The sequence below is a fragment of the Yoonia sp. TsM2_T14_4 genome (assembly GCF_049602355.1).
GTDB classification, from domain to species: Bacteria; Pseudomonadota; Alphaproteobacteria; order Rhodobacterales; family Rhodobacteraceae; genus Yoonia; species Yoonia vestfoldensis_A.
On the sequence record NZ_CP187137.1, the window covers coordinates 2,172,650 to 2,193,795 of the forward strand.

Annotated in this window: 21 protein-coding genes; 17 read left to right on the forward strand and 4 right to left on the reverse strand. The window is 62.1% G+C overall.

Going from position 1 to position 21,146, the window contains the following annotated elements; all coding sequences use genetic code 11:
* Positions 1–36 precede the first annotated feature (36 nt).
* Both ACPF9B_RS10740 and ACPF9B_RS10745 read left to right on the forward strand, forming a co-directional pair.
* A complete protein-coding gene (locus tag ACPF9B_RS10740) occupies positions 37–726 on the forward strand; it encodes a glutathione S-transferase (RefSeq protein WP_424177318.1) in 690 nt (229 codons plus the stop codon).
* A gap of 41 nt (positions 727–767) precedes the next feature.
* On the forward strand, positions 768–2,282 hold the full coding sequence (locus ACPF9B_RS10745; RefSeq protein WP_424177320.1) for a YifB family Mg chelatase-like AAA ATPase: 1,515 nt from the start codon (positions 768–770) through the stop codon (positions 2,280–2,282).
* Between the two features lie 38 nt (positions 2,283–2,320).
* Here ACPF9B_RS10745 and gshB read toward each other — a convergent pair whose 3' ends face one another.
* The 3 genes from gshB to rsmI form a co-directional block, all read right to left on the reverse strand.
* Complete coding sequence (gene gshB, locus ACPF9B_RS10750) at positions 2,321–3,274, reverse strand: glutathione synthase (RefSeq protein WP_424177322.1); 954 nt, start codon at positions 3,272–3,274, stop codon at positions 2,321–2,323.
* Positions 3,275–3,341: 67 nt separating this feature from the next.
* The gene (locus ACPF9B_RS10755; RefSeq protein ID WP_007206888.1) at positions 3,342–3,698 is read right to left on the reverse strand and encodes a YraN family protein; all 357 of its coding nucleotides are present in this window, start codon (positions 3,696–3,698) and stop codon (positions 3,342–3,344) included.
* On the reverse strand, positions 3,695–4,555 hold the full coding sequence (gene rsmI / locus ACPF9B_RS10760; protein ID WP_424177324.1) for a 16S rRNA (cytidine(1402)-2'-O)-methyltransferase: 861 nt from the start codon (positions 4,553–4,555) through the stop codon (positions 3,695–3,697). The genes ACPF9B_RS10755 and rsmI overlap by 4 nt, the downstream gene beginning before the upstream one ends.
* 105 nt (positions 4,556–4,660) lie before the next feature.
* Here rsmI and ACPF9B_RS10765 point away from each other — a divergent pair, with 105 nt between their 5' ends.
* From ACPF9B_RS10765 to murJ, 3 genes are read left to right on the forward strand one after another with little or no spacing between them, the layout of a single operon-like run.
* Positions 4,661–5,839, forward strand: a complete 1,179-nt coding sequence (locus tag ACPF9B_RS10765; RefSeq protein WP_424177326.1) for a penicillin-binding protein activator — start codon at positions 4,661–4,663, stop codon at positions 5,837–5,839.
* Complete coding sequence (locus tag ACPF9B_RS10770; protein WP_424180411.1) at positions 5,820–8,612, forward strand: [protein-PII] uridylyltransferase; 2,793 nt, start codon at positions 5,820–5,822, stop codon at positions 8,610–8,612. Before ACPF9B_RS10765 ends, ACPF9B_RS10770 begins: the two co-directional genes overlap by 20 nt.
* 22 nt (positions 8,613–8,634) lie before the next feature.
* Positions 8,635–10,197 carry a murein biosynthesis integral membrane protein MurJ gene (gene murJ, locus ACPF9B_RS10775; protein WP_007206884.1) on the forward strand — a complete coding sequence of 521 codons (1,563 nt, stop codon included), beginning with the start codon at positions 8,635–8,637 and terminating at the stop codon, positions 10,195–10,197.
* Between the two features lie 52 nt (positions 10,198–10,249).
* On the opposite strand, the gene ACPF9B_RS10780 is transcribed toward murJ, so the two are convergent.
* Entirely contained in the window at positions 10,250–10,939 is a 690-nt protein-coding gene (locus ACPF9B_RS10780; RefSeq protein WP_424177329.1) for a rhomboid family intramembrane serine protease, read from the reverse strand.
* A gap of 87 nt (positions 10,940–11,026) precedes the next feature.
* Here ACPF9B_RS10780 and trpS point away from each other — a divergent pair, with 87 nt between their 5' ends.
* The 12 genes from trpS to ACPF9B_RS10840 all read left to right on the forward strand — a co-directional run bounded on the left by trpS (position 11,027) and on the right by ACPF9B_RS10840 (position 21,086).
* Complete coding sequence (gene trpS / locus ACPF9B_RS10785) at positions 11,027–12,043, forward strand: tryptophan--tRNA ligase (protein ID WP_007206882.1); 1,017 nt, start codon at positions 11,027–11,029, stop codon at positions 12,041–12,043.
* Between the two features lie 93 nt (positions 12,044–12,136).
* On the forward strand, positions 12,137–12,631 hold the full coding sequence (locus ACPF9B_RS10790) for a VOC family protein (protein WP_040483331.1): 495 nt from the start codon (positions 12,137–12,139) through the stop codon (positions 12,629–12,631).
* Positions 12,632–12,821: 190 nt separating this feature from the next.
* The gene (locus tag ACPF9B_RS10795; RefSeq protein WP_424177332.1) at positions 12,822–13,277 is read left to right on the forward strand and encodes a universal stress protein; all 456 of its coding nucleotides are present in this window, start codon (positions 12,822–12,824) and stop codon (positions 13,275–13,277) included.
* An 87-nt stretch (positions 13,278–13,364) separates the two neighbouring features.
* On the forward strand, positions 13,365–13,928 hold the full coding sequence (locus tag ACPF9B_RS10800; RefSeq protein ID WP_007206879.1) for a NifU family protein: 564 nt from the start codon (positions 13,365–13,367) through the stop codon (positions 13,926–13,928).
* A gap of 17 nt (positions 13,929–13,945) precedes the next feature.
* Positions 13,946–14,530, forward strand: a complete 585-nt coding sequence (gene tsaB, locus ACPF9B_RS10805) for a tRNA (adenosine(37)-N6)-threonylcarbamoyltransferase complex dimerization subunit type 1 TsaB (protein ID WP_007206878.1) — start codon at positions 13,946–13,948, stop codon at positions 14,528–14,530.
* Positions 14,527–14,946 (forward strand): GNAT family N-acetyltransferase, encoded by a 420-nt coding sequence (locus tag ACPF9B_RS10810; RefSeq protein ID WP_007206877.1) that lies wholly within the window; start codon positions 14,527–14,529, stop codon positions 14,944–14,946. The genes tsaB and ACPF9B_RS10810 overlap by 4 nt, the downstream gene beginning before the upstream one ends.
* 188 nt (positions 14,947–15,134) lie before the next feature.
* A complete protein-coding gene (locus tag ACPF9B_RS10815; RefSeq protein ID WP_040483013.1) occupies positions 15,135–16,130 on the forward strand; it encodes a BMP family lipoprotein in 996 nt (331 codons plus the stop codon).
* 76 nt (positions 16,131–16,206) lie between these two features.
* Positions 16,207–17,811, forward strand: coding sequence for an ABC transporter ATP-binding protein (locus ACPF9B_RS10820; RefSeq protein ID WP_424177336.1), 1,605 nt, complete (start codon positions 16,207–16,209; stop codon positions 17,809–17,811).
* 2 nt (positions 17,812–17,813) lie between these two features.
* A complete protein-coding gene (locus ACPF9B_RS10825) occupies positions 17,814–18,908 on the forward strand; it encodes an ABC transporter permease (RefSeq protein ID WP_007206874.1) in 1,095 nt (364 codons plus the stop codon).
* Entirely contained in the window at positions 18,905–19,327 is a 423-nt protein-coding gene (locus ACPF9B_RS10830) for a hypothetical protein (RefSeq protein WP_424177338.1), read from the forward strand. The genes ACPF9B_RS10825 and ACPF9B_RS10830 overlap by 4 nt, the downstream gene beginning before the upstream one ends.
* Positions 19,328–20,296, forward strand: a complete 969-nt coding sequence (locus ACPF9B_RS10835; protein ID WP_424177340.1) for an ABC transporter permease — start codon at positions 19,328–19,330, stop codon at positions 20,294–20,296.
* Positions 20,280–21,086 (forward strand): purine-nucleoside phosphorylase, encoded by an 807-nt coding sequence (locus ACPF9B_RS10840; protein ID WP_424177342.1) that lies wholly within the window; start codon positions 20,280–20,282, stop codon positions 21,084–21,086. The genes ACPF9B_RS10835 and ACPF9B_RS10840 overlap by 17 nt, the downstream gene beginning before the upstream one ends.
* Positions 21,087–21,146 lie beyond the last annotated feature (60 nt).

Sequence of the window (21,146 nt, forward strand, 5' to 3'; positions counted from 1 at the left end):
CTTTGCGCTGCCACGGGTCCCCGATAAGATCGGTGTATGACATATACAATTTACATCGGTGACCGGACATTCAGCAGCTGGTCCTTGCGCGGCTGGCTGATGCTGGAAAAATTCGGCCTGCCCTATCAGACCCGCATGGTCGGGCTTTATGCTGGCACAATGGCGGCAGAGCTGGCCCATATCGCGCCTGCACGCACCGTGCCTGCGATGACGACACCCGAAGGGTTCGTGCTGACCGACAGCCTTGCCATGGCCGAGACATTGGTGGAACGCCATCCCGATCTGGCGCTTTATCCGCACGATCCGGCGGCACGCGCGCTGGCGCGGTCGATCTGCGCCGAAATGCACAGCGGTTTTGGTGCCTTGCGTGGGCAATGCCCGAATATGATTGCCCATGTCTGGGACGGGTTCACCCCATCCGACGCCGTGCTGGCCGATCTGGCGCGGATCGAGGAGCTGTGGGCGCTGGCCCGCGCGCGGCACGGCACGGACAGCCCGTGGCTGTTCGGGGATTATTCACTTGCGGATGTCTTCTATGCCCCTGTGGCGATGCGGATCACCACCTATGGCCTGCCGGTCAGTGCTGCGGCACAGACCTATGTCGATGCCCATCTGCGCGATCCGGCCTTTGTCGATTGGCGCAAGGATGCGATGACCGAAATCCATGATCCTTGGCCCTATCCAATGGACCTGCCTTGCCGCGACTGGCCCGTTAACCATTCGTAAACCGCCACACGCTACCCGTTAACCAAAAGCGGGAGCAGCGCATGGTCGCCATCGCCTATACAGTGGCCTTTGAAGGGATCGAGGCCCGTCTGGTCGAGGTGCAATGCGCCGTCACCCCCGGCGTGCCTGCCTTTTCGATTGTCGGTTTGCCGGACAAGGCCGTGTCCGAAGCACGCGAAAGGGTGCGCGCGGCGCTGACGGCGATGGCCATCGCGCTGCCGTCGAAACGGATCACGGTCAACCTGTCACCTGCCGATCTGCCCAAGGAAGGGTCGCATTTCGACTTGCCTATCGCGCTGGCGCTGCTGGCGGCGCTGGATATCATCCCGCGCGACGATGCGGTGCAGACCGTGGCGCTTGGGGAATTATCGCTGGATGGCACGCTGGTGCCGGTCGTGGGTGCGTTGCCTGCCGCGATGACGGCAGCCAGCGAAGGGCGGATGCTGCTGTGTCCGGCTGCCTGCGGGGCAGAGGCGGCCTGGGTCGGGGCAGCAAATGTGATCGCGCCCCGCAGTCTTGCCGCGATGGTACGGCATTTCACCGGGCAAAGCGTGATCGCGCCATCCGTACCGGGCGAGGCGCAGGCCGCCAAGCACAGCCGTGATTTCGCAGACGTAAAGGGCCAGGAACGCGCCAAACGCGCGCTGGAAATCGCGGCTGCGGGGCGGCATCACCTGTTGTTGGTCGGCGCGCCGGGGTCCGGCAAATCCATGCTGGCCGCGCGGATCGCAGGCATCCTGCCGCCCCTGTCGCCTGCAGAGGCGCTGGAAACCTCGATGATCCATTCGCTGGCGGGGCTGCTGGATGATGGCGGGATCAACCGCGAACGGCCGTTCCGCGAACCGCATCACACAGCGTCGATGGCGGCGATTGTCGGCGGCGGGCGCGGCGCGAAACCGGGCGAGATTTCACTGGCGCATAACGGCGTGCTGTTCATGGACGAATTCCCCGAATTCCCGCGCACCGTGCTGGAAACACTGCGCCAGCCGATCGAAACCGGCGAAGTCGTGGTCGCGCGCGCCAATGCGCATGTGCGCTATCCCTGCCGGTTCATGCTGGTCGCCGCCGCCAACCCCTGCAAATGCGGCTATCTGGCCGACCCCGCCCGCGCCTGCACCCGCGCGCCGGTCTGTGGCGAAGATTATATGGGCCGCATATCCGGCCCGCTGATGGACCGTTTCGATCTGCGCATCGAGGTGCCGCCGGTCGCGTTTCAGGATCTTGATCTGCCCCAATCGGGCGAAAGGTCCGCCGTGATCGCGGCCCGCATCGCCGCGGCCCGCGCACGGCAAACGGCGCGGTTCGCAGGTCATCCGCAGGCGCGGGTGAATGCCGATGCCGAGGGCCATCTGCTCGAACAGATCGCCACGCCCGACGCCGAAGGGCGCGCGCTCTTGCTGCGCGTCGCCGAGAAATTCGGCCTGTCGGCGCGCGGCTATCACCGGATCTTGCGGGTGGCACGCACCATCGCCGATCTGGACGGGTCAGATGCTGTCGCACGCCACCATGTGGCCGAGGCGGTGGGCTATCGGCTGGCAATGGCGAAAGAGGTGTAGTTTCGGGTTCCGTTGGCCTCCGGCACTACACGCGGTGATTACGCCACATCGCGCGCGCGCCGGCTTTCGATGGCCTGCCAGATCTTTTCGGCAATATTGACGCCGTCGAACCGTTCCAGTTCCTGAATGCCGGTGGGCGAGGTCACGTTGATTTCGGTCAGCCAGTCGCCGATCACGTCGATGCCGACGAACACCTGCCCCTTTTCGCGCAAAACCGGCCCGATCCGGGCGCAGATTTCGCGGTCGCGGTCGGTCAGCGCGACCTTTTCAGGCCGCCCGCCCACATGCATGTTGGACCGGGTTTCGCCCGCGGCAGGCACACGGTTGATCGCGCCGACGGGGTCGCCATCGACAAGGATGATGCGCTTGTCGCCCTTGGACACGGCAGGCAGGAATTGCTGCATGATCAGCGGTTCGCGGTTGATGCCTGCGAACAATTCATGCAGCGACGCAAGGTTCGCGTCACCCGCTGACAGCTTGAACACACCGGCCCCGCCGTTGCCATAGAGCGGTTTCAGGATCACATCGCCGTATTCCTCGCGGAAGGCACGCAAGTTCTGCAGATCACGCGCGATCATCGTGGGCGGTGTCAGGTCAGGAAAGTTCAGCACCAACAGCTTTTCAGGGGAATTGCGTACCCAGAACGGGTCATTCACCACCAGCGTGGCAGGGTGGATCATGTCCAGAATATGCGTCGTCGTGATATACCCCATATCAAAGGGCGGGTCCTGCCGCAGCCAGACAACATCCATGGCCCGCAGGTCCAGTTCGGCAGGCGCACCCAGGCGGAAATGATCGCCCTTGACGCGCTGCACCTGCAACGGCCAGCCACGGGCGGTCACGCGCCCACGGTCATAGGCCAGCATGTCCGGCGTGTAATAGAACATCTCATGTCCACGGGCCTGCGCCTCTTCCGCAATGCGGAAGGTGCTGTCGGCATCGATGTTGATCGGCCCGATCGGGTCCATCTGGAACGCGACTTTCAACGCCATGGTGCCACCTTTGTTAGCGAATGATACCGCTACATGCCGCAGCGCGCCGTCCGGCGCAATGGCGTGTTCACGCCTCCATAAAGGCGTTTTCGATCACATTGACAGCACCAAGCCGGTCAACCAGCGCAAGATCAAAGCGCATATCGGTCAATTGGCCCCGTGGTTCACCCGCCAGAAATTCCGCAGCACTTGTGCAAAGCCGGTCCATCTGCCGCCGTCCAAGGCGTTGTGCTGCCTGGGCGAAACTGGCGCTTTTCTTGACCTCGACGAAAACCACCGTTTCCCCATCGCGCAGGACCAGATCGATTTCGCCGGATTTGCCGCGCCAGCGCCGGGCCGCGACCTGATGGGCGCGTGCGGCATAGTTGCGCGCGACGATATCTTCGGCGGCAAGACCGGCGTGATAGCTGACCAGACCTGTCATGCCCCGTCCCCCAGCCCCAAGGCGATCTGGTAAACCTGCCGCCGCGGCAAGCCCAGCGCACCGGCAACAACAGTGGCCGCATCTTTCACACGCATGGTTTTCATCGCTTCTTTCAATGCTTCGGTCACATCGCCATCAGCCACATCCGTGGCCCCGGCCCGCCCCACCAGCACGACCAATTCGCCCTTAATGTTGCGGTCAGCATAATACGTTGCCACCTCGTCCAGCGTACCGCGTGTGGTTTCCTCGAATCGTTTGGTCAGTTCGCGGCACACCACCGCTTGCCTTTCACCGCCCAATGTATCGCGCAAACTTGCTAACATTTCCCCAACGCGTTTGGGGCTTTCATAAAATACCAGCGTAAACGGCACATCGCGCAGTGCTGCGATGTCGGTTTCGCGTTGCTGGCGCGCGGCGGGCAAGAACCCGATAAAGGCAAATCTGTCGGTGGGCAGCCCCGACACCGTCAGCGCCGCCAGCACCGCCGAAGCACCCGGCGCCGTCGTCACCGGCACCCCGGCCGCAATCGCGGCGCGCCCCAGCTCATAGCCCGGATCGGCGACCAGCGGCGTACCAGCTTCGGAGACATAGGCCACGGATTTGCCTGCAGCCATATCCGCGACCAGCCGGTCAACCGCGCCTTCGCCGCTATGGTCGTGAAAGGCCACAACCTTGCGCCCGTTCAGCGGCACACCGTGGATTTCCATCAACTTGCGTGCGGTGCGGGTATCCTCGGCGGCGATCAGATCGGCAGAGGCCAGGATATCCAGCGCGCGCAGCGTGATATCGCGCGCCGACCCGATCGGGGTCGCGACGAAATAAAGACCGGCAGAGAGTGGCTTGGTCAGATGATTCATGGCTGGACCCTTGTCGCCCCTGCTTTATGATGTGTTACGAACACCGCACGGAACGCGCGGTCAGTGGACCTGCCAGCTTGTCCAACAATCAGAAGGAATAACACCATGTTCGCCGCTTTTCGTCAGGGCTGCAAGCCGGTCACACGTCTTTTTGCCTTTTTGTCTCTGGCATGGCTGGCGGCCTGTGATGCGCCGTTGCAGACCGGTACCAATCTTGGACCGATGGTCAGTTCCATGCGCGCCGTGCAGGTCGCGCTGCTGGTGCCCGGCGGATCGGGCGAGGGGAGCGATGCTTTCCTTGCGCAGAACTTTGAAAACGCGGCACGCATGGCAATTGCCGATCTGAACGGGCCGATGATCGATTTACGGGTCTATAACACGGCGTCCGATGCCACGCAGGCGGCTGTTGTCGCGCGGATGGCGGTGGATGACGGCGCCCAGATCATCCTTGGGCCATTGTTCGGCGAGGCCGCCAATGCCGTGGGCGTTGCCGTGGCCAACAGCAATGTCAACGTGCTGGCCTTTTCCAACAACACCAGCATCGCGGGTGGCAATGTCTTTATTCTGGGGCAGACTTTTGACGATACCGCGCGCAGGCTGGTCCAATATGCAAGCGGGCAAGGCGTGGACCGGTTCATGATCGCGCATGGCCAGGACATCGGCGGCGAGATGGGCCGCGATGCCATCGCCAGCGCCGTGCGCCAGAACGGATCGCTGCTGGTCGCGGCCGAAGCCTATCCGCTGTCGCAGGCCGGCATCTTTTCCGCGACGCGCCAGCTGGTCGACACGGCGCAGGCGACCGGCGCGCAGGCAATCTTTACCACCGCGGGGGCCAATGCCGATCTGCCGATCATCGCCACCGGCCTACCAGAGGCCGGGCTTGACCCCACCCAGACCCGCCTGATCGGGCTGACCCGCTGGGATGCCGTGCCGCAGCTTTTGGCGCTGCCCGGTGTGCAGGGCGGTCTGTTCGCCATGCCCGACCAAGGCCCCGCGACCCTGTTTCAGGACCGCTATGCCGCGACCTATGGATCGCAGCCACATCCGCTGGCGGGGCTGGCCTATGACGGGATCGCCGCTGTGGGGGCGTTGATCGCCACAGGTGACGGCGCGCTGACACACAATGCGCTGACCACGCCAGAGGGCTTTCGCGGCACATCAGGGGTTTTCCGTCTGCTGCCCAACGGGCAAAACGAACGCGGGTTGGCCGTTGCCACCATCCAACAAAATCAGGTCATGATCCTTGAACAAGCCCCTAGAAACTTTGGCACAGCCGGGTTCTGAACCCGTTCGCGCGCGCCATGTCGAAGCACCGGACGGGTTGATCTGTCCGGCCGCTGTCATTTTTGACACGGCCGCCGTATCTGCACGGATCGCCGCAGAAACCGCCGGCGTTGCATCGGAAAAAGAGGTGCGCGCCATCGCGGTGCGCATCCTGAGCGAGGCGCGTCAGGCTGGCCTTGCCGAGATCAGCACCGCCTTTGCGATGCAGCCTTTTGCATCGCGCCCGACGACGCGCGCCTATTGCTGGCTGACCGACCAGGTCGTGACCATCGTGCTGGATGTGGCGACGCAGCGCCTGCATCCGGCCCCCAACCCGACCGAGGCGGAAAAGCTGGCGCTGATCGCTGTCGGCGGTTACGGGCGCGGCGAAATGGCCCCTTATTCGGATGTCGATCTGCTGTTTCTGACGCCCTACAAGATCACCCCCTGGGCCGAAAGCGTGATCGAATCCATGCTGTACATGCTGTGGGACCTGAAACTGAAAATCGGTCACGCCAGCCGGACCATCAAGGATTGCCTGCGTCTTGCGCGCGAGGATTACACGATCCGCACCGCCTTGGTCGAATACCGCTATCTGGCGGGCGATGCGGCGCTGGCGCAATCGCTGGGTCAGCGGCTGTGGCAGGATCTGTTCCGCAACACCGCCAGCGATTTCATCGAAGCGAAATTGGCCGAACGCGCCGAACGGCACCGCAAACAAGGCGGCCAACGCTATATGGTCGAACCCAACGTGAAAGAAGGCAAGGGCGGGCTGCGCGACCTGCAATCCATGTTCTGGATGAGCAAATACGTCAATGGCGTCAAACATGCAGCCGAGCTTGTGGGTCTGCGGGTCTTTACCCAAGACGAATTCGAAGCTTTCGTCAAAGCCGAGGATTTTCTGTGGGCCGTGCGCTGCCATCTGCACCTGATCGCGGGCCGCGCGGTGGACCAGCTGACCTTTGACATGCAGGTCGAAGTGGCGGCCGCCATGGGCTATACCGATCATGGCGGCAGGCGGGCGGTCGAACATTTCATGCAGGCCTATTTCCGCGAGGCCACGCGCGTCGGCGAATTGACCCGCATTTTCCTGACCGCGCTCGAGGCGACCCATACCAAGCCCGAACCGATGCTGGTGCGGTTTCTGACCCGCCGCAAGGCGGCCAAACCGCCCTATGCGATCAAACAGAACCGGCTGACCATAGCTGACGAACCTGCGTTCTTTTCCGACAAGCTGAACATGCTGCGCATCTTTGAAGAAGCCCTGCGCACCGGCACCCTGCTGCATCCCGACGCCATGCGCCTGATCGCATCGCATCTGCATCTGGTCGATGACGCCATGCGTCAAGACCGCGAGGCGAGCCGGATTTTCCTTGATATCCTGCTCAAGCACGGCAACCCCGAACGGGGCCTGCGGCGGATGAACGAACTGGGGATGCTGGGGGCCTTCATCCCCGAATTCGCGCCGATCGTGGCGATGATGCAATTCAACATGTATCACCATTACACCGTCGATGAACACACGATCCAATGCATCAGCAACCTTGCCCAGATCGAACGCGGTGAATTGATCGAGGAATTGCCGGTGGTGTCGGGCATTCTCAAGCACGGGATCAGCCGCAAGGTGCTGTATGTGGCGCTGCTGCTGCATGATATCGGCAAGGGCCGCCCCGAAGATCACGCCATCCTTGGCGCACAGATCGCGCGCAAACTTTGCCCGCGTCTGGGGCTGAGCAAGAAAGAAAGCGACACTGTCGAATGGCTGATCCGCTATCACCTGCTGATGTCGGATGTTGCCCAGAAACGCGACATTGCCGAACCGCGCACCGTGCGCGGCTTTGCCAATGCGGTCAAATCGGTGGAACGGCTGGACCTTTTGAGCGTGCTGACGGTCTGCGACATCCGCGGCGTTGGCCCCGGCACATGGAACAATTGGAAAGCGGTGCTGATCCGCAACCTTTACAAGGCCACGCGCGCCGCGCTGGAAACCGGGCTGGAGGATCTCAACCGCGAAAGCCGCGAGGCCGAGGCAAAACGCGCCCTGCGCGCTGCGCTGTCGGATTGGGACGCCAAGGCGCTGAAAACCGAGGTCGGGCGCCATTACGGCCCCTATTGGCAGGGCCTGCCCAATGCCGCGCAGGTGATCTTTGCCAATCTGCTGCGCGACATCGACGATGATCAGGTCTGCATCGACCTGATGCTGGATGCCGACCGCGACGCGACCCGCGCCTGTTTTGCCATGGTGGACCACCCGGGCCTGTTCAGCCGGATGACCGGCGCGCTGGCACTGGTGGGGGCCAATATCGTGGATGCGCGCACCTATACGTCCAAGGACGGCTATGCCACTGCGGTGTTCTGGGTGCAGGACGGCGACGGCAATCCTTACGAGGAAAGCCGCCTGCAACGCCTGCGCCAGATGATCGTGCGCACCCTGCGCGGCGAGGTGGTGGCGCGCGAGGCGCTCAAAGACAAGGACAAGATCAAGAAACGCGAACGCGCCTTCCGCGTCGATACAAAGATCACCTTTGATAATGACGGGTCCGAAATCTATACGATCATCGAGGTGGACACCCGCGACCGCCCCGGCCTTTTGTATGATCTGACGCGCACCTTGGCCAATGCGCATGTCTATATCGCCTCTGCCGTGATCGCGACCTATGGCGAACAGGTGGTCGATACGTTCTACGTCAAGGACATGGTCGGGCTGAAATATTATTCGGAGGCCAAGCGCCAAAGCCTTGAACGCAAATTGCGCGAGGCCATCGCGCAAGGCGCACAACGGGCCATATCGTGAGTTTTGCGCGGCGGGCAAGGCCATGAAACAGGTGCGCCTGATGGCGGGCTTTTTCACGGTGGGGCTGTGGACCCTGCTCAGCCGGGTGGCGGGTTTCGTGCGCGACATCTTTATCGCGGCCTATCTGGGCACGGGGCCAGTAGCCGAGGCGTTTCTGGTCGCCTTCTCGCTGCCCAACCTGTTCCGCCGGTTCTTTGCCGAAGGCGCGTTCAACATGGCCTTCGTGCCGATGTTCGCCAAAAAGCTCGAAGCTGACGACGGCGCGCATCAATTTGCACAGGATGCCTATCTTGCAATGTCGGTGATCTTGTCGGTTTTCACCGTGATCGGGATCGTGGCGATGCCCGCGCTTGTCGCGGCGATGGCCAGCGGGTTTATCGGGACCGAAAGGTTCGATCTGGCAGTTTATTACGGGCGGATCGCCTTTCCCTATATCCTGTTCATCTCGCTGACAGCCCTTTTGTCGGGCGTGCTGAATGCGACAGGGCGGTTCACCGCCGCCGCCGCCGCACCGGTAATCCTGAACGCGGGCTTTGTCGTGGCCTTGCTGATCGCGGCAGCCACGAGCACAGGCCCCGCGGTCGCCAATCCCGAACGGATGGGCCTATGGCTCGCCTCTGCGGTGCCATTGGCGGGGATCGGGCAATTGGCGATGGTCTGGTGGGCGGCGAAACGCGCGGGCTTTGCGCTGCGGATCGGCAAACCCCGCTGGACACCGGCGCTGAAACGGCTGGCGCTCATCGCCGCACCGGCCGCATTGGCGGGCGGCGTGGTGCAGATCAACCTGCTGGTGGGCCGTCAGGTGGCCAGCTATTTCGACGGTGCGGTGGCGTGGCTTTCCTATGCCGACCGGCTGTATCAACTGCCCTTGGGGGTCGTCGGCATCGCGATCGGCGTGGTGCTGTTGCCCGACCTGTCACGGCGGTTGCGCGCGCAGGATCTGGCGGGCAGCAAAGATGCGTTCAACCGCGCCTGCGAAGTCTCTCTCGCGCTGACGATCCCCGCCGCCGTGGCACTGGTGGTCATAGCCCTGCCTTTGGTCGGCGTGTTGTTCGAACGGGGTGCGTTCGACGCCGCTGACACCAGCGCCACCGCATTGGCGGTCGCGGTCTATGGGCTGGGGCTGCCCGCTTTTGTCATGCAAAAGACGCTGCAACCTTTGTTCTTTGCACGCGAAGACACCAAACGGCCATTCTATTACGCGCTCGTCGCGCTGGTGCTGAATGCCGCCCTTGCCGTGGGTCTGTCGCCCCTGATCGGCTTTATCGCCGCGGCATGGGGCACCAGCCTGACCGGCTGGGCGATGGTCTGGCTGCTCTGGCGCGGCAGCCGCGACATGGGGGATGCGGCCAATTTCGACGCAAGGTTCAAATCGCGGCTGCCGCGGATCATCGCGGCCTCGGCTGTGATGGCGCTGGTGCTGGCCGCACTGTCCGCCGTGATGGCACCCTATTTCGACATCCCGACATGGCGCTATCTGGCGCTGCTGGCCCTGATCATGGCAGGCATCACCACCTATTTCGGCACGGGACAGTTGATCGGCGCCTTCAAACTCGCCGAGTTCCGGCGCGCGATGAAACGCTGATCGCCCCTCATCGTCCGAGCATAAATATCCCCGCCGGAGGCATAAAAGTCCTTTACGACCTCTGCCGCACCCGTGCCAGCAGCATGGCCCAGCCGCCGGGTGCCAATGGCACCGCCAGCATAAAGCCTGCCGCGAACCCTGTCAGTTCCGCGATCCATGACTGGCCCGCGCCAAAGATCAGCCCGAACCCCAGTTGCAACGCCAGCAAAAACCCGATCAGCCGGAACGCCATCAGCTGGTTTTCCCCCGCCTGCCCCAGCCGCAGCCAAAGCACATAGGTATAAGCCCCGATCAGGCCGTACACGGGTGTAAACCCGCCAAGCAACGGCGCATTGCCCGTGACCAGCAGTCCGTAGACGACCGCGCCCGCAATCGCGCTGGCCAGATAAATCACCAGCACCTTCAGCCCGCCGAAATATTCCGACGTGAACTTGCCCAAGGCCAGCGTCAGCGCGGCACAAAACGCGCTCTGTACGATTTCGCCATTGACGAAGGGATAGGTCACAAAGCGCATCAGCATATCGACCGACCAATCGCCCTGCACCAGCACGCGGTCCAGCACGGCGGGCGAAAAGCCGAACCGGCCCACCGCCTCCATCCGCCAGCCAAGGCCACGCGGCCCGCCGACCAGCCCGGCATTGGCCAGCTGGAACGCGGCCTCAGCGCCAATAATCAGCAGCGCAAGGCCGATCACGACAGGTGAAAGGTCATTGATCGGTTTCTCGGACATGTTGTTGGACATCGGGAACCTTCGGGCAGTTGAAGTTGACGGGCCGGTCTGGCATGGGTATGCGACGCTTGCCCTGAAATCCAGCCCGGACGTTGCCCCATGACCCAGCCGACCTTTACCCCGCGCGTTTTTTCCGGGATCAAACCTTCGGGTGGTCTGCAACTGGGCAATTATCTGGGCGCGATCAAACGGTTCGTCGGCATGCAGGGCACGATGGAAACCATCTATTGCGTTGTCGATCTGCATGCGATCACCGTCTGGCAGGACCCCAAGGATCTGGCCAATGGCACGCGCGAGGTTGCGGCGGGCTATCTGGCGGCTGGCCTCGACCCTGCGAAATCCATCCTGTTCAACCAAAGCCGTGTGTCGGGCCATGCCGAATTGGGCTGGATCTTCAATTGTGTGGCGCGTGTGGGCTGGATGAACCGGATGACCCAGTTCAAGGACAAGGCTGGGTCGAATGCGGAAAAGGTGTCGCTCGGGCTTTATGCCTATCCGTCGCTGATGGCGGCGGACATCCTGCTGTATCATGCGACCCATGTGCCAGTGGGCGAGGATCAAAAACAGCATGTGGAACTGACGCGCGATATCGCCGCCAAATTCAACCACGATTACGGCATCGATTTCTTTCCGCTGACCGAACCGGTGATCGACGGGCCGGCGACGCGGGTGATGAACCTGCGTGACGGGACCAAGAAAATGTCCAAATCCGGCGACAGCGATATGGAACGCATCAACATGCTCGATGATGCCGACACGATCGCCAAAAAGTTCAAAAAGGCCAAGACCGACGCCGAGCCTTTGCCCGAAACAGTCGAAGGGTTGAAAACACGCCCAGAGGCGCGCAATCTGGTGGACATCTATGCCGCCCTTGACGACACCACGCCAGAGGCCGTGATCGCGCAATATCCGGGTGCCGGCTGGGGCACGTTCAAGCCCGCGCTGGCCGATCTGGCGGTGGCGAAACTGGCCCCCATTTCGCAAGACATGGCACGTTTCATGGCCGATCCCGCCGAGATTGACCGCATCCTGGCCCAAGGGGCCGATAAGGCCCGCGCCATCGCGCAACCCGTGCTGCAACGGACCTATGATATCGTGGGGCTGCTGCGCGGCTGATCTGCAAAGGCGCACAGCCGCCCTCTATTCCTGCCCGATAACGACGGGGCGAACCATGCTTATCCTGACAGCATAGCTGAAAGGATCACACCCATGTCTGCCCCTGCCACCACCCGTATCGGCCATGTGCATCTGCGCGTGTCCGATCTTGACCGCGCGATTGCCTTTTATGGCGATATTCTGGGCTTTCACATCACACAGCGGTTCGGGACAGGTGCAGCCTTTCTCGCCGCAGGCGATTATCACCACCATATCGGGCTGAACACTTGGGACAGCCTTGGCGCCACGCCACCGCCTGCCGGGCATACGGGGCTTTACCACACCGCATTCCTTTTTCCCGATCGCGCAGCGCTGGGGGCGGTCGTTGCACGGGTGCTGGCGGCGGGCCTTCCGCTGGACGGAGCGGCCGACCACGGCGTCAGCGAGGCCGTCTATCTGCGTGACCCCGACAACAACGGGGTCGAGCTTTATACCGACAAACCGCAGGCCGACTGGCCCCGCGATGCCAGCGGCGCCTTGCGGATGACCAACAACAGGCTGGACGTGCGGGCGCTGGTCGATTTCGCGCATAAGGTGTCACAAAACTGAATCCGGCAGGTGGGAGGTTGCAAGCGCGCTGCATGGATTCGCTCTGCTCCGCCCCGGCTAGGTGTCGTCTCCCCCAGTGACACCATGGTCTCGCAGGCACCCGGTGTTCCCCGGCACCGGGTGCCAATGCGGCCCACCCGTTGCCAGCGCCATGTTCCTGCTGCACTATGCCCCGAACAGGAGTATGAACATGCGCAAGTTTCTGGTGGTGCTGGACGACAGCCGCGAATGTCTGAACGCGATGCGGTTCGCCGCGATGCGCGCCGCACGCTCGGGCGGTGGTGTGACGATCCTGTCGGTAATTCCGCCCGACGAATTCAACCACTGGATCGGCGTTGGTGAAATCATGCGTGCCGAGGCCCGCGAACGGATCGAGGTGCATTACGAGGTTTTCGCCAAATGGATGCGCGACAAGCAGCATATCCATCCCGAACTGATCATCCGCGAAGGCGAACCGCTGGATGAGATCATTGCGCAGATCACCGAAGACCCCGAAATCGGCGTTCTGGTGCTGGGGGCTGGCACCGATACCAAAGGCCCCGGCCCGCTGGTCACACAACTCAGCCGTCAGGCCGGCAGCCTGCCGGTGCCGATCACCATCGTGCCGGGGGATCTGTCGAAAGAACGGCTCGAATCGATTACCTGACGCCAGCGTAGTTTAGAATCGTTCCAAATCCTTGACAGATCGCGCCTGCATGCGCATATTCAAAGCCTGAAACAGAAGGTCCGCATCATGTTCATCCAGACCGAATCGACCCCGAACCCCGCAACGCTGAAATTCCTGCCCGGACAAAACGTGCTGGAGGTCGGCACCGCCGATTTCCCCAATGCCGAGGCCGCGCAGCATTCGCCGCTGGCCCAGCGCATCTTTGCCGCTGGTGGCGTGTCGGGCGTGTTCTTTGGCATTGATTTCGTCACCGTGACCAAGGCCGATGGCGCGGAATGGGACCATATCAAGCCTGGCATCCTGGGCGCGATCATGGAACATTACCAATCGGGGCAATCGGTGATGGCCGCCGACCACAAACCCGTCAGCGGACATGCCGAACATAGCGGCGAAGATGGCGACATCGTCACCCAGATCAAGGAATTGCTGGATACCCGCGTGCGCCCTGCCGTGGCGCAGGATGGCGGCGACATCACATTCCACGGCTTTGACCGCGGGATTGTTTATCTGCACATGCAAGGGGCCTGTGCCGGTTGCCCGTCATCCACACTGACGCTGAAAATGGGCATCGAAAACCTGCTGCGCCACTATATCCCCGAGGTGATCGAGGTCCGGCCTGTCGCGGCCTGAGCGGACGCGCATCAATCATGCTGCCTGACACCAGACTGATCGCATTCGACACATCGGCGGCGCATTGCGCCGCCGCTTTGCTGTTGGGCGACCGGATCATCACCCGCATCGACGATATGGCCAAAGGGCAAGCCGAACATCTGATGCCGATGCTGCAAGAGATGCTGACAGCCCAAGGGCTGACATGGCACGATCTGGACGGGATCGGCGTCGGCACCGGCCCGGGCAATTTCACCGGCATCCGCATTTCGGTCAGCGCCGCGCGCGGTCTGGCGCTAGGGCTGGGCAAGCCTGCGGTTGGGGTGTCGGTGTTTGACACGACACAGCGGCTGTCCAATCGCGCACAGGTTGCTGTGCCTGCGCCGCGCGACCAAGCCTATCTGATGGACTTTGACACGATGGCCAAGGCGGTCATTGTGCCTTTCGGGGGTTTGGGCGCTGCCGCGCTTTCGACCGACCACAGCCCTGCGGCACATGTGGGCTGCATGGCGCAGATCGCGGCAAGCCGGATCGGCGGGGATCATCCGCGCCCTACCCCGCTTTATGTGCGCGCTGCCGATGCGGCACCCGCGCGCGATGCGGCACCCGTGATCCTGCCATGACGCCAGAGGCATTGGCCTACATCCACGCGCTGGCGTTTTCCAGCACGCGCGCATGGTCGGCGGCGGAATTCCGCGACCTGCTGGACCAACGCGGCATGATATTGACGGGCGACGACCGTGCCTTTGCCCTGCTGCGCGTGACGCTGGACGAGGCCGAGGTGCTGACGATCGCCACCGCCCCCGAACATCGCCGCAAGGGGCTGGCCCGCGCGGTGCTGGCGCAGGCGGAAACGGCGGTACAGGCGCTGGGTGCCGCCGTGATCTTTCTTGAGGTGGCCGAGGATAATGACGCCGCGCGCGCGCTTTATGCGCAGGCGGGCTATGCCCAGATCGGGCGGCGGCCCGGTTATTATCTGCCCAAAGATGCAGCACCTGTCGCGGCATTGGTATTGCGCAAGGCACTTGTCGCCCAGTAACGCGGCGTCAGGTGCATGACCGGCGATCAATCCTCTGACAGATGCCCGATTTGGCGCAAAAACCTGTTGATCTTCGTCAGCCGCCCATGCCTTATCTTGCGATGGCCCGACAATGGTCGGCTAAGCAATCAACCGAAGGCGCAGGCGAACAGCCGGCAAGACTTCGAAAAACGACTTGGGAGACGACGATGACCGTTATGCATAAACTTCTTGGCGCATCCGCAGCACTGGCTCTGAGCGCAGGTGCCGCTGCCGCCGATCCAGCCATCCTGTTCGATCTGGGTGGCAAGTTCGACAAATCCTTCAACGAAAGCGCCTATAACGGGGCAGAGCGTTGGGCCACCGAAACCGGCGGCACCTATGCCGAGGTGGAAATCCAGTCCGATGCACAGCGTGAACAGGCGATCCGCCGTTTCGCTGAATCCGGTGCCAACCCGATTGTGATGGCGGGCTTTTCATGGGCCACGCCGCTGGAAAAAGTGGCTGCCGACTATCCCGACACCAGCTTTACCATCATCGACATGGTCGTTGACGCGCCCAACGTGCGGTCGGTCGTGTTCAACGAACATGAAGGGTCCTATCTGGTCGGTATGATGGCTGCGATGGCCTCTGAAACCGGCACCGTGTCCTTTGTCGGTGGCATGGACATCCCGCTGATCCGCAAATTCGCCTGCGGCTATGCCCAGGGCGTGCTGGCCGTAAACCCCGATGCAACCGTGATCGCCAACATGACCGGCACCACACCTGCGGCGTGGAACGATCCGGTGAAAGGGTCCGAACTGACGCTGGCACAGATCAGCCAAGGGTCAGACGTGGTCTTTGCCGCGGCCGGTGGCACCGGTGTGGGTGTGTTGCAGACCGCCGCCGACAGCGACATCCTGTCGATCGGCGTCGATGCCAACCAGAACTATCTGCACCCCGGTCAGGTTCTGACCTCGATGCTCAAGCGCGTGGATAACGCGGTTTATGACGCATTCACCCAAGGCGAGGCACTGGAAACAGGGTTTAACGTCATGGGCGTGGCAAACGACGGCGTGGGTTACGCGCTGGATGAATTCAACGCAGATCTGGTGACCGCAGACATGCAGGCCGCCGTCGATGCCGCCGCTGCCGACATCGCGGCAGGTACGCTGGCTGTTCACGATTATTCATCCGACGAAAGCTGCCCTGCCCTGACGTTCTAAGACGTCCGACAGGCCATAAAAACGGGGCCGCGCTGATATCCATCCGCGCGGCCCTTTGTACAAGGACAAGCGCCGCATGACCGCCCCAGCCCCCGCCATCGAGCTCAAAGGTATTTCCAAGGCATTCGGCCCGGTGCAGGCCAACAAGGATATTTCCATCCGCGTCATGCCCGGCACGATCCACGGGATCATCGGTGAAAACGGCGCCGGCAAATCGACCCTGATGTCGATCCTTTACGGGTTCTACAAGGCCGACAAAGGCGAGATTTTCATCGCAGGCCAAAAGATCAATATCACCGACAGCCAAGCCGCCATCGCCGCAGGGATCGGCATGGTGTTCCAGCACTTCAAACTGGTGGAAAACTTCACCGTGCTGGAAAACATCATTCTGGGGGCCGAGGACAGCGGTCTGTTGCGCCCCTCGCTGGCGCGCGCGCGGCGCGAGTTACAGGCGCTGGCGGAAGAATATGAACTCAACGTCGATCCCGATGCCGTGATCGAGGATGTCGGCGTCGGCATGCAGCAGCGTGTCGAGATCCTCAAGGCGCTCTACCGGCGGGCCGACATTCTTATTCTGGACGAACCGACCGGCGTGCTGACCCCCGCCGAGGCGGATCATTTGTTCCGTATCCTTGAAAACCTGCGCCGCGAAGGCAAGACGATCATCCTGATCACCCATAAGCTGCGCGAAATCATGGATATCACCGACACCGTCAGCGTGATGCGCCGTGGCGAGATGACAGCGACCGTCAAGACCGCCGAAACCAGCCCCGCCCAGCTTGCCGAACTGATGGTTGGCCGCAAAGTGCTGTTGCGCGTGGACAAGACACCGCCCGTGATCGGGCGCAAGATACTGGAAGTCCACGATCTGAACGTCACAGATGACAAAGGCGTCCACCGCGTCAAAGGCGTCAGTTTCGACGTCCATGCAGGCGAGATATTGGGTATCGCGGGGGTGGCGGGCAACGGTCAGTCCGAATTGCTCGAGGTGCTGGGCGGCTATGAACGCGCCACCGGCAGCGTGCGGATGAACGGCGCGGATATCGACCTGACCGGCGCGCATTCCGACGGGCAAAGCAGGCGCGCGCATGGCATCGCCCATGTCCCCGAGGACCGCCAGCGCGAAGGTCTGATCATGGATTTCGAGGCTTGGGAAAACACCGCCTTTGGCTATCACCATGACGCGCGCTATCAACGCTCACGGCTGTTCATGGACAATCAGGCGATCCTGCGCGACACCGCCGAGAAAATGGCCCGTTTCGACGTGCGCCCGCCCGACCCCAGACTGGCCGCCAAAAGCTTTTCCGGCGGCAACCAGCAGAAAATCGTGCTGGCCCGCGAAATTGAACGCAACCCTGACCTGTTGCTGATCGGCCAGCCGACACGCGGCGTCGATATCGGCGCGATCGAATTTATCCATCAGCAGATTGTTGCGCTTCGGAATCAGGGCAAGGCAATCTTGCTGGTTTCGGTCGAGCTGGAGGAGATTTTATCGCTATCCGACCGGATCGCCGTTATGTTTGACGGCAAAATCATGGGCGAGCGGATGCCACAGGACACAGATGAAAAAGAACTCGGTCTGCTGATGGCAGGCATGACGACCGCGCCCGCAGGCGATCCGTTTCAGGCCGTTGCGCAAAACCTTGCCTATGCAGGCGGCGACGCCGTCAAGGGGACCTGATCATGGATGTCATGCCAAAATGGGCCGATGTGATCCTGATCCCGCTGATCTCGATCCTGCTGGCGGCGATGCTGTCGGCGCTGGTGATCCTTGCCATCGGTGAAAGCCCGTGGGCCGCGCTCAAGCTCATGGTCGATGGCGCGCTGGGGTCGACCTATGGGTGGGGCTACACGCTGTATTACGCCACCAATTTCATCTTTACCGGTCTTGCGGTGTCCGTCGCCTTTCACGCGCGGCTGTTCAACATCGGCGGCGAAGGTCAGGCCGTGCTGGGCGGCTTGGGTGTGGCGCTGGCCTGTCTGTATATCCCATGGCCGCATTGGTCGCTGGCCCTGATCGGCGCTTGCCTGATGGCGGCGGCCTTTGGCGCGGCATGGGCTGCGATCCCTGCGTTTTTGCAGGCCAAGCGCGGCAGCCATATTGTCATCACTACGATCATGTTCAACTTTATCGCGGCCGCCTTGTTGAATTACCTGCTGATCGGCGCTCTCAAGGTACCAGGGTCGATGGAACCGGCGACAGCCACCTTTCCGCCCGCGACGCATCTGCCGTCGTTTCAGGATATGTTCAATTTCGGCGGGACGACCTTTTTCCGGGGCGCACCGGCCAATGTCACCTTTTTCGTGGCGGTCGCGGCCTGTGTCGCGATCTGGGCGCTGATCTGGCGCACCCGGTTGGGATATGAATTGCGGTCTTTTGGCCATTCGGAATCAGCCGCGAAATATGCGGGCATCAGCCCGACCAAGATCATCATGGTCACCATGCTGGTGTCCGGCGGTCTGGCCGGGATGATGGCGATCAACAACGTGCAGGGCGAGGCTGAACGGCTGGTCCTGAACGCCGTCGAAGGGGCGGGCTTTATCGGCATCGCCGTCGCATTGATGGGGCGCAGCCATCCTTTCGGGGTGTTGCTGGCGGCCCTGCTATTTGGCTTTCTGTATCAAGGCGGCGCAGAGCTTGCCCTATGGACCTCGATTCCGCGTGAACTGATCATCGTCATACAGGCTTTGGTGATCCTGTTCACGGGCGCATTGGACAATATGGTGCGCATGCCGCTGGAGCGGCTTTTCCTGGCGATGAGGAGAGCAAAACAATGATCGCAGGCCCTTTCAAGATCGGTGTCGAGGATGACACCGGCGCTGACCTTGGCTTTGTGCTCAGCTGTCTGGCGCTTGGCATGATTACGATGGATGAATTGCACCGCTGGATTTATCATGTGATCGCGCAGACCCCGGATGGCGCCGTGCCGCCGCATCTGGTGGCGCTGCTGGCGGTCAAGAACCGCGCCAATGTGTTCCGCCCGAACGAAGCCGTGATGGCCCGTATCCCGCATGATCCGTTCATCACCGATGAAAGGTTCGACGCGATGCTGGGGCTGCAATTTTTCATGCGCCGCGACAAACCGCAGGTGAACGACATCACCCAAGCGCAGGCCGAGGCTGCCCTGCGCCGCAACCCCGAGGTTGCCGACCGCTTTTTCGCGCTGTTCCCCTTCCTGACGGAGGCTGTTGCCTAAATGGATTTTGCAACCCTTCTGCAGATGCTGGACGCGACATTGCGTCTGGCGACACCGCTTTTGCTGGCCTGTCTGGCCGGCCTGTTTTCAGAGCGTGCCGGTATCTTTGATATCGGGCTGGAAGGCAAAATGCTGGCCGCCGCATTCATGTCGGCGGCAATTGCGGCCGTCACCGGCGATGTCTGGCTGGGGCTGCTTGCGGGGATCGGCGCGTCGTTGGTCCTGTCGGCGATCCACGGGGTGGCGTCGATCACCTTTCGGGGCAATCAGCTGATTTCAGGGGTGGCGATCAATTTTCTGGCGGCAGGGCTGACCGTTGTCGTCGCGCAAAGCTGGTTCCGCCAAGGCGGGCGCACCCCGCAATTGTCGGGTGACGGGCGGTTCAACCCGATCACCCTGCCCTTTGCCGAAGCGATCCGCGATGTGCCGGTGATCGGGCCGATCTATTTCGAATTGATTTCGGGCCATACGATCCTTGTCTATGTGGCACTTGCGATGGTGCCACTGACATGGTGGATTTTGTATCGCACAAGGTTTGGCCTACGCCTGCGCGCGGTGGGTGAAAATCCCGCCGCAGTCGATACCGCCGGTGTGTCTGTCGTCGGGCTGCGCTTTGCCGCAGTCGGCATTTGCGGCGTGCTTGTCGGGATCGCGGGGGCCTATCTGGCGACCGCCTTGCAGGCCGGTTTCGTCAAAGACATGAGCGCCGGGCGCGGCTATATCGCGCTGGCGGCGCTGATCTTTGCCAAATGGCGGCCATGGTATGCGCTTTATGCCTGCCTGCTGTTCGGCTTCCTGCAAGCCTTGTCGCTGCGCCCTGACATCATCACCGGAGTGATCGGTTTCCGCGTCAACGGCCAGTTCCTTGATGTGCTTCCTTATATTCTGACCGTGATCATCCTTGCCGGTTTTGTCGGCAAGGCGATCCCCCCACGCGCAGGCGGACAACCCTATGTCAAAGAACGCTGAAACATTAAGCCAGCAGATCAAGTCCGTCGCGGGCGATGCCCCCGTGCGGCTGGGCCTGATCCTTGGGTCAGGGCTTGGTCATATCGCGGATGCGGTGGACGGTGTGGCGATCCCTTACGATGATCTGCCGGGGTTTCCGCATGCGGGCGTGTCGGGTCATAATCCCAAGCTGGTGATCGGCGATCTGGAAGGCGTGCGTGTCGCGGTGTTCGGCGGACGTGCGCATTATTACGAACAAGGGCGCGCCGATGTCATGCGCCTGCCGTTGGAGGTGTTGCGCGCCTTGGGCGGGCAAGCCGTGATCGCCACCAATGCTGCAGGGTCGATGCGCGCCGATATGCCCACGGGGTCGATCATGTGCCTGTCGGACCACATCAATTTTTCCGGTCTGAACCCGCTGATCGGGGAACCCACCGATGCGCGGTTCGTCCCGATGAAAGACGCCTATGACCCCGCGATCCGCAGCGCGCTGCGCGCCGCCGCCGACAGCACCGGCACTCAGATGGCGGACGGGATTTATGCGTGGTATTCCGGCCCATCGTTTGAAACCCCCGCCGAAATCCGCGCAATTGCGATGTTGGGGGCAGATGCCGTGGGCATGTCCACCGTGCCAGAGGTGATCCTTGCGCGGTTCCTTGGCCTAAAAGCTGCCGCCATTTCCACCATCACCAATATGGCGGCAGGGCTTAGCGACGAGGCGATCAGCCACGAACATACCAAGGCGATGGCCCCGATCGGTGCGGCCAAGCTCGAAAAGGTGCTGCGCGCCTATCTGCGCGGGCTGGCATAGGTCCAGTTCCCGACCAGCGTTGATGCCAAGTGGCGCAAATGCCGCGAATGCCGCCTTTCC

What these genes read in the sequence shown, in the direction of transcription:
- ACPF9B_RS10830 (WP_424177338.1), top strand. Translation starts at nt 18,905, where the DNA reads ATGATCGCAGGCCCTTTCAAGATCGGTGTCGAGGATGACACCGGCGCT.
- ACPF9B_RS10815 (WP_040483013.1), top strand. Translation starts at nt 15,135, where the DNA reads ATGACCGTTATGCATAAACTTCTTGGCGCATCCGCAGCACTGGCTCTG.
- ACPF9B_RS10790 (WP_040483331.1), top strand. Translation starts at nt 12,137, where the DNA reads ATGTCTGCCCCTGCCACCACCCGTATCGGCCATGTGCATCTGCGCGTG.
- ACPF9B_RS10780 (WP_424177329.1), bottom strand. Translation starts at nt 10,939, where the DNA reads ATGTCCAACAACATGTCCGAGAAACCGATCAATGACCTTTCACCTGTC.
- murJ (WP_007206884.1), top strand. Translation starts at nt 8,635, where the DNA reads ATGAAACAGGTGCGCCTGATGGCGGGCTTTTTCACGGTGGGGCTGTGG.
- ACPF9B_RS10810 (WP_007206877.1), top strand. Translation starts at nt 14,527, where the DNA reads ATGACGCCAGAGGCATTGGCCTACATCCACGCGCTGGCGTTTTCCAGC.
- gshB (WP_424177322.1), bottom strand. Translation starts at nt 3,274, where the DNA reads ATGGCGTTGAAAGTCGCGTTCCAGATGGACCCGATCGGGCCGATCAAC.
- ACPF9B_RS10825 (WP_007206874.1), top strand. Translation starts at nt 17,814, where the DNA reads ATGGATGTCATGCCAAAATGGGCCGATGTGATCCTGATCCCGCTGATC.
- trpS (WP_007206882.1), top strand. Translation starts at nt 11,027, where the DNA reads ATGACCCAGCCGACCTTTACCCCGCGCGTTTTTTCCGGGATCAAACCT.
- ACPF9B_RS10755 (WP_007206888.1), bottom strand. Translation starts at nt 3,698, where the DNA reads ATGACAGGTCTGGTCAGCTATCACGCCGGTCTTGCCGCCGAAGATATC.
- ACPF9B_RS10795 (WP_424177332.1), top strand. Translation starts at nt 12,822, where the DNA reads ATGCGCAAGTTTCTGGTGGTGCTGGACGACAGCCGCGAATGTCTGAAC.
- tsaB (WP_007206878.1), top strand. Translation starts at nt 13,946, where the DNA reads ATGCTGCCTGACACCAGACTGATCGCATTCGACACATCGGCGGCGCAT.
- ACPF9B_RS10820 (WP_424177336.1), top strand. Translation starts at nt 16,207, where the DNA reads ATGACCGCCCCAGCCCCCGCCATCGAGCTCAAAGGTATTTCCAAGGCA.
- ACPF9B_RS10800 (WP_007206879.1), top strand. Translation starts at nt 13,365, where the DNA reads ATGTTCATCCAGACCGAATCGACCCCGAACCCCGCAACGCTGAAATTC.
- ACPF9B_RS10740 (WP_424177318.1), top strand. Translation starts at nt 37, where the DNA reads ATGACATATACAATTTACATCGGTGACCGGACATTCAGCAGCTGGTCC.
- ACPF9B_RS10765 (WP_424177326.1), top strand. Translation starts at nt 4,661, where the DNA reads ATGTTCGCCGCTTTTCGTCAGGGCTGCAAGCCGGTCACACGTCTTTTT.
- rsmI (WP_424177324.1), bottom strand. Translation starts at nt 4,555, where the DNA reads ATGAATCATCTGACCAAGCCACTCTCTGCCGGTCTTTATTTCGTCGCG.
- ACPF9B_RS10745 (WP_424177320.1), top strand. Translation starts at nt 768, where the DNA reads ATGGTCGCCATCGCCTATACAGTGGCCTTTGAAGGGATCGAGGCCCGT.
- ACPF9B_RS10835 (WP_424177340.1), top strand. Translation starts at nt 19,328, where the DNA reads ATGGATTTTGCAACCCTTCTGCAGATGCTGGACGCGACATTGCGTCTG.
- ACPF9B_RS10840 (WP_424177342.1), top strand. Translation starts at nt 20,280, where the DNA reads ATGTCAAAGAACGCTGAAACATTAAGCCAGCAGATCAAGTCCGTCGCG.